The organism is Azospirillum sp. A26 (genome assembly GCF_042604635.1).
Lineage (GTDB): Bacteria > Pseudomonadota > Alphaproteobacteria > Azospirillales > Azospirillaceae > Azospirillum > Azospirillum palustre.
Map to the genome: position 1 here is coordinate 1 of NZ_CP170478.1, position 13,907 is coordinate 13,907.

The following is a 13,907-nucleotide window of genomic DNA, read 5'->3' on the forward strand; positions in this document are numbered from 1 at the left end:
CTCCTCTTCTGGGACTTGTCAGGCTACCATTGGGAAGGCTTGAAACTGCCGGATGGCGGGACGGTACTGCAGAACCTGAAGCGTCTCCAGCCGCGGATAGGAGGCCGCCCCGGCGAATGCCACGATTTTGGCCTGGGTGTCATTGCCGGCGCGGCGGAATGATTCGCTGAGCTCGTCGGCCACCTCCGACAGGCTATGCTCGATGAGCAATGACCTGATAACACCTACAGCGGCGCTGCGAGGCAGCGCTGCCGAAACAACAATCCACTGGCGTAGGAGAGTCACCCGCCGCTGCAGGCTAACAAGTTCGGCCGGGACCTCGGCATGTTGGGCCTCCTCTATGCTGCGAAGGAAATCGCCCTCCCAGTAGACCGCCGCCTCCGGATAGACCGAGACCTCCCGCGCGATCACATCGACATGTTCGAAGTCGTTGCTCAGTTCCTGAATGTTGGCCTTGTGGTGGTCAAGGCAAGCCGGCATCGCCTTAATGAACGGCACGGCCAGGACGTAGGAGCGCTCTAAATGTACTAGTTCATGGAACACTTGGTGTGCCCTAATCTTTCCGGCCGGCAAAAAAATTTGAGCATGTCCATGATAGAGATCGGCCGATGCAAAGTCAGCGCCATAGCCTGACAGAGGACTTATGAAACCAGGGTGAAATGTTACAGGGATCCCATGTCTTGTTATCTGCTCGTGGACAGCGCGAATAGGATCAAGTACACCAATGAAATCGAGACGCTCAATCGCGGTACCTTTCTCCACGTCTCACTCCTTTAATGGACGATGTTACGGCTCTCGCTCATCACCAAGTTCCGGGGCAACGTCGGGCACCCTGTCCAGAAAGGACCTTAGCCCTGCGCCGGTCGCGGCGCCGGCGCGGGCCTTCAGGAAGGAGGCGGCTGTCTCGACGGCACCCACCTTCTCGGCCACGGCCGCAGCGATCCACTGGTTCAGCGACACGCCGTCCTCGCGCGCCAGCCGAGCGGCAGCATCCTTAACGGACGTAGGAAGCTTCAGAGGATACGTCGCTTTGCTCATATCGCTACTCCTCGCAGGAAATCCGCCGGCCGGGATTCCGCTGCACACCGCCGCTATTGGTCCGCTCGACTGTCGGGCAAGGCTGCCTGCGCGGCATCCGGCCCCCGGGCGAGCAGGCGTCCGAGCCAGTCGGCGAGGTCGTAAGACGTTGCGGTCGGCGTAGGCCCGAGCACCGCAGCGATCAGCACCAGCACCGCGCGCCGTCGCTTGCCCGTTCCCGTTCGCGCTGCCCGAGATTAGGCACCGCCTCTCTTCCAGGTCATGGTGAGCTTGAAGCACCCCTCCGCCGCCGTCTTGGCGATGATCGCCCCAAGCTCGCCCTTCAGGGAAAAGCCCAACTCCAGCGCCACCGTGTCCGGTCCGTCGACTAAGCTAGCGACTTGGTCCAGAACGGCGGCCGTCGCCGGCCGGATGCCTGCCAGAGCCTCCTCGAAACGCTGACGGGCGGCTTCCACCACATCGCCGGCCCCAACCAGACCGCCCTGGTCGGTGACGGTCTCCTCGACAATGACACTGCCGCCGGAGGCGAGGTCGTAACGAACGAGACGGGTTGGCATGGAACCTCCTGGTTGCAGTTTGCGACATGGTGGATCAATGGGGGCACAGGCCTTGCGTATCGGGAGCGGGAATGAAGTCACGGGGACGAGTTCTATCCTCTACGGCTAGACCAAATCGTTCCCGTTGAGCAATGGACAGGCAACGGGTGAGTCGGCTGCGCACCAGAGCGGAAAGCTCGTTGGTGTCCGGGTACACGCCCCACGCCCGGGCGGTCTTGTCCAACGACGCGGTGACGACGTGGCGCCCATCGGGGTCGAAGGCCGCCGTCAGAACCCGGTCGGTGTGCCCCTCAAAGACGGTAGCAACGGGCGTAATCCCTGACAGGTCCCACAGCCGGACAGTCTTGTCGTTCGAAGCGGTGACGAGGCGGCGCCCGTCGGGGCTGAAAGCCACCGCCCTCACCGTGTCGGTGTGCCCCTCCAGCACAGTGGCAGTAGGCTTGGCTCCCGTCATCTCCCAAATGCGGGCGGTGTTGTCCCACGACCCCGTGACCACGCGGCGCCCGTCGGCGCTGAAGGCCGCTGCCAACACTTGGTCAGTGTGCCCCTGCAGGACGGTAGCGGTGGGCGGGTCCCCCGACAGGTCCCACAATCGGGCTGTCTTGTCGGTCGATGCAGTGATCAAACGGCGCCCGTCAGGGCTGAAGGCTGCCGCTTCCACTCGGCCGGTGTGTCCCTCCAGGACGGTAACGGTGGGCGTGGCGCCTGTCAGGTCCCACAGCCGAGCAGCTTTATCGCTTGATCCACCGATAACGAGGTGGCGCCCGTCGGGGCTGAAGGCCGCCGTCCGTACCGAACCAGTGTGTCCCTTCAAAGGGGTGGCGGTGGGTGAGGCTTCCGACAGGTCCCAGAGCCAGACGGTATCATCGAACGACGCAGTGACCAGACGGTGTGCGTCAAGGCTGAAGGCTGCCACCGTCACCGAACCAGTGTGCCCTTTCAGTGGGGTGGACGTGGGCGTGGCTCCTGACAGGTCCCACAACCGGACGGTCCTGTTGTCCGACCCGACGACGAGGCGGCGCCCGTCAGGGCTGAAGGCCGCTGCCAACACTTGATTGGCGTGCCCCTCCAGAACGGTGGCAGTGGGCAGACCCCCCGACAGGTCCCACAACCGGGCGGTCCTGTCGGAGGACGCGGTGACCAAGCGGCGCCCGTCGGGGCTGAAGGCCGCTGCCCTCACCATGTCAGAGTGTTCCAGGACGGTGGCGGTGGGCGGGCGCCCCGACAGTCCCCACAGCCGGGCGGTGTTGTCTACCGATGCGGTGACGAGGCGGTGCCCGTCGGGGCTGAAGGCCACCGCCACCACTCGCTCGGTGTGCCCCTGCAGGACGGTGGCGGTGGGCGTAGAGCCCGACAGGTCCCACAGCCGGGCGGTGTTGTCCGCCGACCCAGTGGCGAGATGGCGCCCGTCAGGGCTGAAGGCCGCCGCCAGCACGTGGTCGGTGTGGCCTTTCAGGACGGTTGAGGTGGGCGTGGAGCCCGACAGGTTCCACAGCCTGGCGGTCTTGTCGAACGACGCGGTGACGAGGTGGTGCCCGTTGGGGCTGAAGGCCGCGGCCAGCAGCCCACCGGTATGGCCCTTCAAGACGGTGGCGGTGGGCATAGGGCCCGACAGGTCCCACAGCCGGGCGGTTTCATCGAATGACGCGGTGACGAGGCGGTGCCCGTCGGGGCTGAAAGCCACCGCCTTCACCACGTCGGTGTGGCCTTCCAGGACGGTGAAGGCGGGCGTGAAGCCCGACAGATTCCACAGCCGGGCGGTGCGGTCGGACGACGTGGTGACCAAGTGGCCTCCGTCGGGACTGAAGGCCGCCGCCCACACTCGGTCGGTGTGGCCTGCCAGGACGGTGGCGGTGGGCGTGGAGCCCGACAGGTTCCACAGGCGGGCGGTGCTGTCAGATGACGCGGTGACTAGATGGCCCCCGTCGGGGCTGAAGGCCGCCGCCAGCACTCCGCTGGCGTGTCCCTCCAAGACGGTCGCGGTGGGCGTGGAGCCCGACAGGTCCCACAGCCGGGCGGTCTTGTCGAACGACGCGGTGACGACATAGCGGCCGTTGGGGCTGAAAGCAACGACCGACACCCCGGCTTGGTGACCAATAAGCGCCGTTTCCTTGTTGCGCATCAAGGCTTGGTGTAAAGCCGCGGCGGCCTCCGGTGACACCGGTCGGTTCCCGCCAAAGGCCGGTTCAGGAAGGGCTTCCAGCGCCAGCAGCATAGCCGTTCCCTGATCGCCTTTAGCGCTCTCTTGCTGGGCAAGAATGGCAAGCGCGCGACTCTCCTGACGCTGAGCCGCTTCGGTCTTTTCCTGCGCCAACTTTGTCTGCTGTTGGGCGTGTTTGGCTTGCTCGTCTGCTCGACTAGCTTCTTCCTCGGAGCGCTTGGTTTGGTCCAGCGCGAGCTTGAACGCGAACCCGCCGGCACCGATGGCCAGAACCATCAGGCCGAGCGCCACGATTGCCACTCGCAGCCATTTCCGAATCCGCCGCAGCTGCTCCGCCTTGCGCCGATTCTCCGCCTCATGGACGGCGTGGCTTGCACGAACAAACGCGGTCTGCTCCGGGGTCGGGCAGCCGCGCACACGGCCGGGGCTGCGCTCCCAGTCCAGCGCTTGGGCCAGGTCGTGGGGGCGCAGCGCATCCTTGGCCTCGCGTCCACCGTCGCGCCAAGTGATGAAATCCCGCTCGAAGCGGTCCCGCCATCCCAGGAACGCCCGCTGTTCGTCGATCCAGCCGGCCAGCAGCGGCCAGCGCACCATCACCGCCTCGTGCACCAGCTCGGCGGTGTCCCGCTCGCCGTCGATCACCACCAACCGCTCGTCCGCCAGCCGGTCGAGCAGGGCCCGGTCCGCCGCCGCCACCTCGGCCAGCGGCAGGAGACGGCGCACCGGGCGGCCCGCCACCAGCCGCACCAGCGCCAGCAGCACCCGCTGCACGTCGACCGGATCGGCGCCCATCGCCGCCAGCGCCTGGTCGCCGCGCCGCGCCAGCGACTCCTCTAGCAGCTGAGCGGGCTCGCCGCCGTCGGCCGCCCTGGGCGGCCGCAGCCACCAGCCGTCGGGCCCGCGCTGCAGCCCCGCCCAGCATTGGCGCAGCGTCTCCTGCAGCAAGGGCAGACGGCCCTCTCCCTGCGTCGCCGCGGCGGCGAGGTCGGTGGCGAAGCCGGCATCGGTGGCGACCCCGAACAGGGCCGCCGGCCCCTCGATCGCCTCCCGCACCTCCCGCGCCGCCATCCGGGTCAGCACGAAGATCGGGTACGGATCCTTCAGCAGCCGGGCCGCTTCCGCATCGCCGCTGACCATGCCCTCGATCAGGTCCAGCCGCGCCGTCAGCAGGCAATGCGCCTCGCCACGTTCGACCACCCGTCGCAGCTGCGGCAGGAGCCGCGCCCGCTGGCGCGCGATCCCCGCCGCCTCGACCGTGGCCAGCGGCTCGCCGACACGATTCGCGCCCTGCTCCTCGCGGCCGGGGAAGAACTCCTCGAACTGGTCGACCACCAGCAGGACACCGGCCGCGCCTTTCCCCTGCGCCAGCGCCAGCGCCTCCGTCAGGCGGTCGGCCTCCAACGCCAGTTCCCAGCGGTCCATCGCCATCAGGCGCTCCGGACCGGGACCCAACCCCTCGACCTCGCTGGCGATCGCCTCCGCCAGATTTCGCAGCGGCGTGAGGCCCGGCCGCAGCGTGAGCACCGCCCAGCCCTGTCGACGGTAGAAGTCCGCCACCCCGGCCTTGGCCAGCGAGGATTTGCCACTGCCCGACGCCCCCATCAGCGCTAGCAGCCGCTGCGAACGCAGGCGGTCGAGCACCGCCTTCAGCGTCCCGCACGGCTCGACGTCCGGGGCGGAGGCTCGGCCGCGGCCGAAGAACAGGTGCGCGGTGCCGGCGTCGAAGGCGGGCAAGCCAGGATAGGGGCTTGCCAGCGGCGGCCAGGCATGGGCCAGGGCGAGGGCCGGGATGACCAGCCCCTGCCTGGCGTCGCGCTCCAGGCGCTGGACCACCAAGCCCAGCACGCGGCCGTCGGCGAAGATCGGGGCGCCGCTCAGCCCCTCCTCGATGAAGCGCTGGAAGCGTTCATCGCCATCGGCGACAAACCAGCCGCCGGCGTCGACCGCGGTCAGCACCCCCTGGGTGGCAACGCCGTTTTGGGTTCCCATGAAGCCGAAGCTGTGGAACGGCACACGCCCACCCGGCGGCACCACGCGGCTGGGCGGCTCGATTCGCAAGGGCGGGCGGAACGGCGCGGCGAAGGGGGGACGCACGGTGAAGACGGCGATGTCGGCCACCGCGCTCGTGCGCGCCTCGCGCAGCGGCGCCGGCGGCCGCCACTCGACGAGGTCGAGGGTGAGCGCGGCGCCCCGGCCGACCAGATCGACGCTGACGCTGCCATCCCGAGGGGAACGGTCCTCGGCCACGCTGCGGCCGAACGCGAGGTTCGCCACATGGGCGCAGGTCAGGGCATAGGTCTGGCCGTCCGTTCCGGCCACCAGGAAGCCGGTGCCGGCGATCGTCCGGCCGGTTCCGGTGTCCCGCCAGAAACGGATTACGCAATCATGCAGCGGTGCGCTCATTTCCCACCACTACTCACTCCAACGATGAATCAGACCTTCATATTCAGCCCGTGTAGGATGTACTGCCTTTGGGCTTTCTCCAATATTCTGGATGGAGGTTCATCCAGTGAATGAGCTGGTGGGCAGCTGACCAAAAGTGCGGCGCCCCTCAAGCGACTCCATTGATAGACAGCGGCAGGTCAATGCCTGCCTGGACATCTCAGCGCCGGCGCGGCGCTCGACCAGGCTGGGCCAGTCGCTTCGCCCTGCCCCACTGCCCCAGCGCAAATGCCGCGGCCGGATCAAGAGCCTCCGGAGGCTCGGCATCTGCCGGACGACGCCTATCGGGCACTTCGGGATCTTGCACGGGTGATAGCCGGCGGTTCATGAGGCCTCGCTTTGTTTGCCGGAGTAGTCTACCGCGCGCATGCTCGCCATGCGCGAAAATTTTGGCTGCTGATCGGCGCCGTCGACGCGCAGGGTCTGCTGGCGGAGGGCAGCGCCGGGCGCTCGCCCAGCACCACCACCGCGGCGGCCGGGCCGGTACTCCTGCTGCTGATCAGCGCCCATCTCAAAACAGCGGGAGCTGCACCTTGCCACCATCATCCGCGTGTCGTCGTGCTGCCTGCACGGCAGCATCCTGGGCGCTCGCTTGGCTGCGTGCTCTCCCGCTGGCGACATGCTCACCGGCGACGGTCACCACCCATCCCCAACCGTCCGACCGCCACGTCACAGCGAGATCGCACCCGTGGAGTCGGGTCACTACGTGACGAACAGACCAGACAGGAGACTGATGCATCGGAGCCTCAAAGTGGTCTCGGCTTCGGTCGGGCCGAGATGTCAGTTTCGAATATCGAACCGCAAGGGCACTGCCGGAACTCCATCGATCCAGCCGGGTGCGCCAGAAATCCGAGCGCCCCACCGTTGCCACGCCCAGTGATGTCGAGCATAGACCTCAGCTGTAACAGCTGAAACTCCGTGAACACGGGCAATCGCGACGGCTGCCTCGAACAACCTACGGGTCAAGCCGGAGCCACGGAATCGCGGCAGGACGGACAGCTTCTCCAGATGAAGAACGTCGTCGCCTGAGTGCAGCCGGACGGCCGCCGCCGGCTCGGATCCCATCCGGGCGAGGAGATATCGGGTTGAAAGTGTCGGCGGCAGCAGGAGGCGACTGGGAGCTGCGGCAGGTACCGAAACCCAGGCTTTGACCATGATGCCATATACTGCGACAAGATCGGCCGCAGTGACCGCTTGGAGAATTTGCACAGTGCTCGACCAGCCAGGTTGTTGATAATCCCGCTGCTGATCGCCCAAGTCGACACGCGAAATCTGCAGGCGGTAGTCGGCGGGCCGGGCATTCGCGCAGCTGGGCCGACCGGCCGGGTCGCGAGCAATCCTGCTGGCAATTGGCACCGACGACGCTCCCTTTCTAGATGGTCAAAGGCGCAGCGCTAGTAGGGGCGCCAACTTGGCGAGGACCTGCTGAAGCACCGGTGCTGGCACGGCACCGGCAGGATCGAGTTGGTGGACCCGCCGGTCGAGGCTCTTCACCTGATCGGCAAGCACGACGCCACCGATCAGCATCCCTTCGGCCAGCGGCACCTCGAACGGATAGCCCTTGGCCTTGTTTGTGAGCGGACAGACCACGGTGAACGGCGCCCGCTGGTGATAGGCGCGCGGGGAAAGCACAAGCGCCGGCTTGCGGCCGGCCTGTTCGTGCCCCGCCTGTGGGGTAGTCGATCCAGACCAGATCGTCGCGGTCAGGCAGCATCACAGCAGCTCCCGCCCGCGCGGCGCATCGTCGAAAGATTCATCGGGCAAGTTGTCCGGCGTGATGCCGGCGAGCAGTTCGTCCAGCGAGTAGCGCGGCAACGCCGGCCGGATGACGAGTTGGTCGCCCTTGATGTCGATCTCAACGGGGGTCCCCTCGGCAATCCCAGCCTGATCGGCGATCGGCCTCGGGAGACGGAGGGCGAGGCTGTTGCCCCAGCGGGCGATCTCAGTGCCCATGGCTTTCTCCTCGGTAGATACGTCGACTATACGTCCGTAGAGCCGCCGTATCTGCAGATGGATTGCTGATCCGCTTCTTCAATCGAGACTACCGCGCCATTTCTCGATCGACATGTCGCCGAGCATCTTAAACCCCTCTACCGCCGCGGCCCCATGCGTGGTCAGGCGGCAGAGCACTCCTGCTGCATCGACCTTGACCAGCTTGAGGACCACCAAGTCCTCGTACGCCTGCGCATCGGCTGGAGCAGGAGCATCCTGCCAGTTACGCCAAGTGCGCAGATCAAGATGGCGCAAGGCAGCGACGTGCCTGCTGTCGAGATCCTGGGGTATGTCTCGCATGGCGGTGCGGCCAGCGTCCGTGATAGACAGGGTCCACTCGGCCACAATTCGGTCGCGCGCCCCGTTTTGCGGTGGATTCCATTCGACCAGCTTTGCCGCCGCGTCAGTCATACCGAACGCTGTGGACCGTTCACGGGTAGACAGAGCTGCCCCAACCAGCGAGCCGCCAGCGTCGCCCAAGCGCTGAAGCAGAGACCTACGGGCGGCGGTTAATGAACCTCGGAAGAAGTTCAACGGTTGTAGCTCGCAAACGCTCATAGTCAGCTCCCTTCCTGGACGGTCATTCCATGCGATCGTCATCACGCGGTGCGTTTCTGACGCCGGACCGGCCCAGGATGTCCTTGGCGCGTTCCGGGGTCGCGCGAGCCGCCCGAGCGGCGAAGTATAGCGCGCCGCTTCAGCTTGTGCCCCAACACGCGACGCTATCGCCGCCACCACGTACTGGTTGAGACTGACTCCGGTCGCGAACGCGAGCCCGGCCGGCTCGTCCTTCAGGACGGCAAACCAGGCGACCAGCGCATCGAACATCGGTGAACGGCTGTCCACGGTGACGGTGCTGATGAGCCAAGCTTCGACGACGTAACGCCCCAGCGAGGGCAGCAGCCGTAGGACCGCCGCGCCGGCGAAACCGAAGGCGCCCAGCGCCAGCCCGCCGGTGAAGACCTGGTTGTTCAACTGCGCTGCGATAGCCTGCCAGAGCAGCTCAAGCATGGTCCGTCACCCCGCGAACCAGAGGGCACAGGACGCGGGCATGAGAACGGGCATGAGAAAACGCCAAGAGGGAACGGAGCGCCCATGGAGCAGAAGTCGCGACGAGTCGCGTATGGGAGCATGGTATAAAGCCCAATAGCTTTACCAGCAGCATGACCCGGTATCAACAGCCATGGAGGCGCTCTTTCGAAACACAGTGTAGTCCAGGCGCAGGCCAAATTGGACAGGATGATGATCGATCCGGGAATGGAGTAGCTGCTGTCCAGTTTCACGGTGATCATAGATCGCCGCTGTGGTGCCGTGCTTGGCTCATCCGGTGTCAGTCGACTTCACTATGTATGAGACATCAATTGGTATCATTGACACCGAATACAGCCAGTAAGGGCACACAAGGAGATTGCGCTTTCCTTTTTTGAAACCATATGCATAGCGCCAGCCGAATTTCGGTGAAATACATACTAATGTATGCGCCTATTTGGCCTCACTCTGAACGGGATTCCTCAGATGTCGCTAATGACGAAAACAAATCTTATCTATAAAGACTATAATTGGAAAGCCAAAGACGACAAAGATAATCCGAAAATCACCGGGTTCCCTGATAACGCACTGCTCAATCGTAGCGAAGGCTATGAAGTTCTTGACTTCATCAATCGTTTTGCTGCGAAGCATGACCTCAAGCAAGTCGCCTCAGGTCAGAAGGTCGAACGGTTCATCCACGATCATCTGCCATCGAATGTGCGCAGCCACAAAAACGTACATGATTGGATTGTTGCGAACTGGAACGTGTATTGACCGGAGACCAAAGCTTCCCCCGGTTATTGGCAAAGTCTCTATGAGTTGAGATGCCCGAAGCGGGCAGTGATGGCAAGCCGGGAAGGGGCATGCCCCTTCCCGGCTTGCGTTGCGGCCGCGGCAGTCTTGGCGGGTGTGACGCCGCCAAGAGCGGAGTGCGGCCGCACAAATTTCTAGTCCTCTTTCCAGGCAGCCAGAATGGTTCGGGCGAGGACAGCGACGCGAACAGCGTCTCGTTCAGGCATTCGTCCTCAAGCCGCCCGTTGGAGCTTTCCACGAAACCATTCTGCATCAATTTGCCCGGAGCGATATAGTGCCACTCGATCGGGTGTGTGAATCGACAGGTAGTTACGACGTCGATCGGCACAGTAACCTGCTAAAGGTATGAGATCTGTTGGGGTTCCATCCGCGTGCTGTTTAACAGGCCGATGGCTTCCACCAGCGGCACCATCAGCGCCGCGGTCTTGCCGACCCACTCGGCCAGCAGCGAGCGCTCCAACTCCACGCCTTCGCGGGCGTAGATGGCCGATTGCCGATAATGCGACAGGTGATCGCAATATTTGGCAATCAGCACATGCGCCAGCAGCCGGGCCGAGGGCAGGCCGCGCTCAATGTGCAGCGACGGCATCGGCACCTGCACAATGCCCTCGCAGAGCCGGCAGGACAGCGCCGGGCGGATATGGTGGATCACGGTGAAACGCGCCGGGATGTAATCCAGAAGCTCGCGGACAACCGAACCGGCTCGATTAATCCTTCTTCAATCGACTTTCTTGCGGTCCGACACGGCATACCCAATCAGATCACGGCGCTGCTAAAGCGGCGCGAGCTTCGCCGAGTCTGGAAGTTAGCTGGAAAAGTCTGAAATTTAACTGACTAGTCTGGAATTTAACTGCAGTTCATAGGCTGCTGGCCGCCAAGGGCGCCGACCGGCCGGAGATCTGGCAGTCGATCATCGAGCATGAGGGCTCGGTCCAGCACCTCGATATCCTCTGCGAGGATGAGAAGGCGGTCTTTCGCACCGCCTTCGAGATCGACCAGCGCTGGATCATCGAGTTCGCCGCCGACCGAACGCCTTTCCTCTGCCAAAGCCAGTCGATCAACCTTTACCTGCCGGGCGACATCGACAAGTGGGACCTGCACATGCTGCATTGGACGGCGTGGGAGCGGGGACTGAAGAGCCTCTACTACTGCCGCTCCAAGTCGGTGCAGCGCGCCGCATTCGCCGGCAAGGACAGCGCCATGGGTAAGGCGGAGGCAATGCAGACGCCGCGCACCGACTACGAGGAATGCCTCGCCTGCCAGTGACCGGCGGTCCGACCGCACCCCTCCTTTCCGCCATCACGGATCCGTCGCCATGACCTCGCTTCTCCACCTCGATCCCGTCAGCCTGATCGGCACCGGCCGCGTCGGCTTGCTGCAGGGCTCCGCCGCCTACAATGTCGAGCGCTACCCCTGGGCCTACGCCTACTGGAAGAAGCAGCAGCAGGTGCATTGGATGGGCGAGGAGGTGCCGCTCGGCGAGGACATCAAGGACTGGACCTCCGACCGCGTCACCGACGGCGAACGGAACCTGCTGACCCAGATCTTCCGCTTCTTCACCCAGAGCGACGTGGAAGTCAGCGACAATTACCTGAAGCGTTACATGCCGATCTTCCAGCCGCTGGAAGTGCAGATGATGATGGCCGCCTTCACCAACATGGAGACGGTGCACATCGACGCCTACGCCCTGCTGCTGACCACCATCGGCATGCCGCAGACCGAGTTCGCCGCCTTCCGCGACTATGCGGAGATGCGCGACAAGGCCGACTACATGCACAGTTTCGGCGTCGGCACGGTGGCCGACGTGTCGCGCACGCTCGCTATGTTCGGTGCCTTCACCGAGGGCATGGCGCTGTTCGCCAGCTTCGCCATGCTGCTGAACTTCCCGCGCCATAACAAGATGAAGGGGATGGGCCAGATCGTCACCTGGTCGGTACGCGACGAGAGCCTGCATTGCGAGGGCATCATCCGGCTGTTCCATGAATGGAACCGCGAGACCGGCGCCATGACGCCCTCCGTGCGCGACGACATCCTCGACGTCTGCCGCACCATGGTCGGGCTGGAGGAGCGCTTCATCGACTTGGCCTTCGGCCTGGGACCGGTGCAGGGGATGACGCCGGAGGACATCCGGGCCTATGTCCACTACATCGCCGACTGGCGGCTGACGCAGCTGCGGCTGCCGACGCTCTACGGCTATTTCAAGCCGGTGGACGGCGGCTACGAGCCGGTGAAGCCGCACCCGCTGCCCTGGCTCGTCGAGATCCTGAACGGCGTCGAGCACGCCAACTTCTTCGAGCAGCGCGCCACCGAATATTCGAAAGGCGCCACCAGCGGTCAATGGGACGGAGCGGACGGTGTCTGGGCCGCTTTCGACCGGGTGCGTGCGCGTGATGCGACCATATCCTGAAAACAGCATCGCAGGAGGCTCTGGCACCGCGCGCTCCATTCCGTCCGCTCCAGCCGCGCGCGGGCAAGCTTTTGCAACATTCGCCGATTTGCAGGAATCGCCCAACAAATCTCCACCTTTTCAGCCCTTCTCCAAACAGGGGCAGGTTCCGATGATGCGGTCATCCAACAGGCAGCTCTCGCATAGGGAACCACCCGATGACCATGACCGCGCCCGAGACGATTCCGTCAGGTGTCGCGCCCCGCCTGAGCCGGCGATGCGAATGGCCCGGAGGGCGGTCGCCGTGAATTATGCGACAGCGAGTATGTCGCGCTAGGCGGCGACCCTCTGGACATGGATTGCCCGTCGGCGCACCGCGGGGATGTGCTGCTTGCGCCGGGTCGCCGGGCGCAGAAAGTTGCGCACCTCGTCGTAAGCCCGGCAAAACCGTGCGGCGCTGACCGGGGACTTGAAGCCACGCATCGGGCGGGTGCGCCCTTTGACTCCGCGGTGATCTTGCTCCAAATGGTTGTTCTTGTATTTGGATTTTCGGTGCTCGACGTCCTCGCCGAACACCTCGTCAATCGCGGGTGGGTAGCCGGCGTGCTTGTCTGTGGTGATCGTCTCGGGGATGATGCCAGTGACCTTGATAGCGGAGCGGAAGAAGGTTTCGGCGGCAGCCTGGTCGCGGGTAGCGCTGAGGAAGACATCGACCAGATTACCGTCGCTGTCGATGGCCCGGTACAGGTATTGCCACTGACCCGCCACCTTGAGGTACGTTTCATCCACATACCAACTGCGGCCGATCTCACCTCGGCGGCGCTGGCGCAAAGCCTCGGTGAGCCGCGGCGCCAGCTTGGCCTCCCAGTCGCGCACCGCCTCGTGGCTGAAGACCAGCCCGCGTAACAGCAAGATTTCCGCCAGATCGCGCAGGCTGAGCTTGAGCCGCAGCCGCCACAACACGATCAGGAACACCACGTCCGAAGGCAGTTGCAGCCGGTTCAGCACCGAGCCGGTACGCTCATTGAATTGGCGCCGGCAGTCGTAGCAACGAAAGCGCCGATACCCATGCGCCGTACGGTCCGAACGCTCGGTCGTGCTCGCCGACTGGCAGTGTGGGCAACGCATCCGTCTCCTCCTCGTTGAGAGGGGAGATCTAGGGAATGGCCAAGCTCCTGGCAACTTGGCGCAAGCCCTGACGAAACCCGGCGTAGACCGGCCAAGAAACTCCAGGCCCAGAACGACCAAAGTGTCGCCAAGCTGTACGGTCTTCAGCGCCGCCCGCAAACCGTCCCGAACCTCCATAACGCCCAACTGTGCGTCATCGACGTATATAGCAGTGTCGGCGATACCGATGAGCCGGAGGGCGCCAATTTGCATGTCCAGCAGCTTGTCCAGGTTCGGATCGCCATCGCTGTAGCGGTTGGCGTAGCCAATCAGACGACCGGTACCGATCTCGGCGGGCGTCTCGCCGTTCCACGGCACGATC

12 protein-coding genes and 3 pseudogenes are annotated in these 13,907 nt (G+C 64.6%); 3 read left to right on the top strand and 12 right to left on the bottom strand.

Annotated features, from left to right (window positions below; all coding sequences use genetic code 11):
* Positions 1–18: 18 nt before the first annotated feature.
* The 9 genes from ABNQ39_RS36025 to ABNQ39_RS36065 all read right to left on the bottom strand — a co-directional run bounded on the left by ABNQ39_RS36025 (position 19) and on the right by ABNQ39_RS36065 (position 9,201).
* Complete coding sequence (locus ABNQ39_RS36025) at positions 19–762, bottom strand: hypothetical protein (RefSeq protein WP_376967580.1); 744 nt, start codon at positions 760–762, stop codon at positions 19–21.
* A 24-nt stretch (positions 763–786) separates the two neighbouring features.
* Positions 787–1,038, bottom strand: a complete 252-nt coding sequence (locus ABNQ39_RS36030) for a pilus assembly protein HicB (RefSeq protein ID WP_376967582.1) — start codon at positions 1,036–1,038, stop codon at positions 787–789.
* A gap of 236 nt (positions 1,039–1,274) precedes the next feature.
* On the bottom strand, positions 1,275–1,595 hold the full coding sequence (locus ABNQ39_RS36035) for a CU044_2847 family protein (protein WP_376967584.1): 321 nt from the start codon (positions 1,593–1,595) through the stop codon (positions 1,275–1,277).
* 34 nt (positions 1,596–1,629) lie between these two features.
* The gene (locus ABNQ39_RS36040) at positions 1,630–6,159 is read right to left on the bottom strand and encodes an nSTAND1 domain-containing NTPase (RefSeq protein WP_376967586.1); all 4,530 of its coding nucleotides are present in this window, start codon (positions 6,157–6,159) and stop codon (positions 1,630–1,632) included.
* A gap of 550 nt (positions 6,160–6,709) precedes the next feature.
* Positions 6,710–6,937, bottom strand: coding sequence for a DUF2188 domain-containing protein (locus tag ABNQ39_RS36045; protein WP_376967588.1), 228 nt, complete (start codon positions 6,935–6,937; stop codon positions 6,710–6,712).
* A gap of 41 nt (positions 6,938–6,978) precedes the next feature.
* Entirely contained in the window at positions 6,979–7,353 is a 375-nt protein-coding gene (locus tag ABNQ39_RS36050) for a GNAT family N-acetyltransferase (protein ID WP_376968048.1), read from the bottom strand.
* Positions 7,354–7,578: 225 nt separating this feature from the next.
* Positions 7,579–7,905, bottom strand: coding sequence for a type II toxin-antitoxin system PemK/MazF family toxin (locus ABNQ39_RS36055; protein WP_376968051.1), 327 nt, complete (start codon positions 7,903–7,905; stop codon positions 7,579–7,581).
* 6 nt (positions 7,906–7,911) lie between these two features.
* A complete protein-coding gene (locus tag ABNQ39_RS36060; protein ID WP_376967590.1) occupies positions 7,912–8,151 on the bottom strand; it encodes an AbrB/MazE/SpoVT family DNA-binding domain-containing protein in 240 nt (79 codons plus the stop codon).
* Between the two features lie 78 nt (positions 8,152–8,229).
* A complete protein-coding gene (locus ABNQ39_RS36065; protein WP_376967592.1) occupies positions 8,230–9,201 on the bottom strand; it encodes a hypothetical protein in 972 nt (323 codons plus the stop codon).
* Positions 9,202–9,705: 504 nt separating this feature from the next.
* Here ABNQ39_RS36065 and ABNQ39_RS36070 point away from each other — a divergent pair.
* The gene (locus tag ABNQ39_RS36070; protein ID WP_376967594.1) at positions 9,706–9,993 is read left to right on the top strand and encodes a hypothetical protein; all 288 of its coding nucleotides are present in this window, start codon (positions 9,706–9,708) and stop codon (positions 9,991–9,993) included.
* A 38-nt stretch (positions 9,994–10,031) separates the two neighbouring features.
* On the opposite strand, the pseudogene ABNQ39_RS36075 reads toward ABNQ39_RS36070, so the two are convergent.
* Positions 10,032–10,318 (bottom strand): annotated as a pseudogene (locus ABNQ39_RS36075) (integrase core domain-containing protein); the annotation flags it as partial.
* 99 nt (positions 10,319–10,417) lie between these two features.
* Positions 10,418–10,732 (bottom strand): annotated as a pseudogene (locus ABNQ39_RS36080) (IS66 family transposase); the annotation flags it as partial.
* Positions 10,733–10,893: 161 nt separating this feature from the next.
* Here ABNQ39_RS36080 and ABNQ39_RS36085 point away from each other — a divergent pair.
* A pseudogene (locus ABNQ39_RS36085) lies at positions 10,894–11,298 on the top strand (ribonucleoside-diphosphate reductase subunit alpha); the annotation flags it as partial.
* A gap of 49 nt (positions 11,299–11,347) precedes the next feature.
* The gene (locus ABNQ39_RS36090; RefSeq protein ID WP_376967596.1) at positions 11,348–12,439 is read left to right on the top strand and encodes a ribonucleotide-diphosphate reductase subunit beta; all 1,092 of its coding nucleotides are present in this window, start codon (positions 11,348–11,350) and stop codon (positions 12,437–12,439) included.
* A gap of 312 nt (positions 12,440–12,751) precedes the next feature.
* Here ABNQ39_RS36090 and ABNQ39_RS37285 read toward each other — a convergent pair whose 3' ends face one another.
* Positions 12,752–13,546, bottom strand: coding sequence for an IS6 family transposase (locus tag ABNQ39_RS37285; RefSeq protein WP_428846429.1), 795 nt, complete (start codon positions 13,544–13,546; stop codon positions 12,752–12,754).
* Positions 13,547–13,907 lie beyond the last annotated feature (361 nt).

Coding starts and splice junctions, on each gene's coding strand:
- ABNQ39_RS36065 (WP_376967592.1), bottom strand. CDS start 9,201: ATGCTTGAGCTGCTCTGGCAGGCTATCGCAGCGCAGTTGAACAACCAG.
- ABNQ39_RS36070 (WP_376967594.1), top strand. CDS start 9,706: ATGTCGCTAATGACGAAAACAAATCTTATCTATAAAGACTATAATTGG.
- ABNQ39_RS36045 (WP_376967588.1), bottom strand. CDS start 6,937: ATGCATCAGTCTCCTGTCTGGTCTGTTCGTCACGTAGTGACCCGACTC.
- ABNQ39_RS36060 (WP_376967590.1), bottom strand. CDS start 8,151: ATGGGCACTGAGATCGCCCGCTGGGGCAACAGCCTCGCCCTCCGTCTC.
- ABNQ39_RS36090 (WP_376967596.1), top strand. CDS start 11,348: ATGACCTCGCTTCTCCACCTCGATCCCGTCAGCCTGATCGGCACCGGC.
- ABNQ39_RS36035 (WP_376967584.1), bottom strand. CDS start 1,595: ATGCCAACCCGTCTCGTTCGTTACGACCTCGCCTCCGGCGGCAGTGTC.
- ABNQ39_RS37285 (WP_428846429.1), bottom strand. CDS start 13,546: ATGCGTTGCCCACACTGCCAGTCGGCGAGCACGACCGAGCGTTCGGAC.
- ABNQ39_RS36040 (WP_376967586.1), bottom strand. CDS start 6,159: ATGAGCGCACCGCTGCATGATTGCGTAATCCGTTTCTGGCGGGACACC.
- ABNQ39_RS36050 (WP_376968048.1), bottom strand. CDS start 7,353: ATGGTCAAAGCCTGGGTTTCGGTACCTGCCGCAGCTCCCAGTCGCCTC.
- ABNQ39_RS36030 (WP_376967582.1), bottom strand. CDS start 1,038: ATGAGCAAAGCGACGTATCCTCTGAAGCTTCCTACGTCCGTTAAGGAT.